2 protein-coding genes are annotated in these 2,286 nt (G+C 76.8%); both read left to right on the top strand.

Annotated features, from left to right (window positions below; all coding sequences use genetic code 11):
- Window positions 1-981 (top strand): ABC transporter substrate-binding protein (locus ABEB16_RS16845; RefSeq protein ID WP_345713381.1); only part of this gene is annotated, 981 nt, incomplete at its 5' end.
- 1 nt (window position 982) lies between these two features.
- Window positions 983-2,286, top strand: a 1,304-nt coding sequence (locus ABEB16_RS16840; RefSeq protein ID WP_345713380.1) for a condensation domain-containing protein, incomplete at its 3' end; no start/stop codon positions are given.

Genomic DNA, 2,286 nt, shown 5'->3' with positions numbered 1-2,286 from the left:
CCCGAGCTGCTCGCCGCGGCCGTCCTCGGCCTCGGCAGCTGCGGCGGCGCGTCGGCCAGCAGCAGCGCCACGCCCGCCGACGCGGCCCCCACCGAGGGCGCCGTCGAGGGCGCCACGAGGACCGTCGACACCGCCTTCGGGCCCGTGGAGATCCCCGCCGACCCCCAGCGCGTCGTCGCCCTCGAAGGCGGCGTCGGCCCGCTGCTGGACGCGGGCATCACCCCGGTCGGGACCGCCGACGGCGACCAGGACTACGTGTTCCTGCCCGAGGAGTACGAGCAGGTGAAGGACCTGCCGATCGTCCTGGGCCCCGACGGCCTCCTCCTGGAGGAGATCGCCGAGCTGGAGCCGGACCTGCTCATCGGGTTCGTGCGCGGTGGCAAGGAGGAGGAGCTCAGCGCCGAGAAGCAGGCGGAGTTCGAGAAGCTTTCCGCGATCGCGCCGACCGTCCTCGTCCGCGCCACCGGATCGGCCACCGTCAAGGACTCCGCGCTGCAGATGTCCGAGGCCCTCGGCGACGGCGAGGAGGCGCAGGCGGAGAAGCAGCGGTACCTCGACCGCGCCGCGCAGATCAAGACCGAGTACGCCGACGTGCTGTCCACCAACGTGATCGCCGCCGTGGACAGCTCGCCGGAGGAGGCCTACGTCTACAGCCCCATCTCCTGGATGGGCGGCATCCTCACCGACATCGGCGCGACGCTGCCCGCGGTCGCCGCCACCGAGACGGAGGAGAACGCCGCGTTCCTCTCCTTCGAGCAGCTCGGCCGGCTCGACGAGGCCACGATCGTGCTGCACGAGCAGAACGCCGACGGCACCCCCGGCCCCGGCGCCGCGGACCTCGCCGCCCAGCCCACGTACGCGCAGCTCACCGCCGTGCGCGAGGGCCGCGACTACGGCGTGACGCAGTTCTTCGCCGACCGGTACAAGACGGCCCTGGTCGTGCTCGACCAGCTGGAGGCCGTGCTCGCGGAGCAGCGCTGACATGACCGCCACGTCGACCGGCGCACCGACCGCCGCCCCGCGCGGGGCCGCGGTGCGGCTGCCGCTGACCGGTGCGCAGCTGGGCGTGCACCACGCCCAGCTGCTCGACCCGGGCAGCGCCGCCTTCACCGTCGGGGAGTCCGTCCTCCTCGAGGGACCCCTGGAGGGCGCGCTGCTGGAGGCCGCCGCCCGCCGCGTCGTCGCGGAGGTCCCCGCGCTGCGGGCTGCCGTCCCCACCGATCAGGACGACCCGGCCGCCCCCGAGCAGCGGATCGCCGACGCGCTCGACTGGCCGTTCGAGCACGTCGACCTCACGGCCGAGCCCGACCCGGAGGCCGCCGCCGCGGCGTGGACGGCGCGGCGGCGGGCGCTGCCCCTCGACCCCGCCCGGCCACCGCTGTTCGTGCAGGCGCTGCTGCGCACCGCACCGCAGCGGGCGCACTGGGTGGTGCTGTGCCACCACGTCGTCCTCGACGCCTACGGCCTGTCCCTCGTGCTGCGCCGCACCGCGGAGGTGCTCGGCGCGCTGGCCGACGGCCGCCCCGTGCCGCCGTCCCCCTTCGGCGACCTGCGCGACGTCGTGGCCGCCGAGCGCGCCTACCGCGCGGGCGACCGCTTCGCCGCCGACCGGGAGTTCTGGTCGCGGGAGCTGGCCGGTGCCCCTGAGCCGGTGGGTTTCTCCGACGCCGCCCCCGCCCCCGCCGCCGGCACCCACCGCGTGCGCGCCGACGTCGACGCCGGCGTGCTGGCGGGCCTGGACGCGCTCGCCGCGGGGCTCGGCGCGACGTGGGCCGAGCTCGTGCTCACCGCCGCTTCCGTCCACCTGCACCGCACCACCGGTGAGCGGGACCTGCTGCTCGCCGCGCCCGCGATGGGCCGGCTGGGCACCCCCGCGGCCCGGGTCCCCGCGATGGTCGTCAACGTGCTGCCGCTGCGGCTGCGGGTGCGGCCGGGCGACCCCGTCGCCGACGTCGTCGCCCACGTGCGCGACCGCCTCGCCGCGCAGCGCCGCCACCAGCGGTACCGCGCCGAGGACATCGCCCGCGACCTGCGCCTGGGCGGGCGGGCGCTGGCGCTGGCGGAGGTCAACGTCAAGCCGTTCGACGGCGTGCTGCGCGTCGGCGGGGCGCTCGGGCACGTGCGCAACGTCGCGCAGGGGCCCGTCGACGACCTCGCCGTGTCCGTGCTGCGCGAACCGGCCGGCGGGCTGCAGGTGCAGGTCGACGCGCACGACGGCCGGTTCTCCGCCGCCGGGGCCGTCAGCGCCGCGGCCGCACCGGGCGGCTACCGCTTCGCCCACGCCCT

Source organism: Kineococcus glutinatus, assembly GCF_039542765.1.
In the GTDB taxonomy this organism is placed as follows: Bacteria; Actinomycetota; Actinomycetes; order Actinomycetales; family Kineococcaceae; genus Kineococcus_A; species Kineococcus_A glutinatus.
This window is presented reverse-complemented; position numbering and strand designations above follow the sequence as displayed.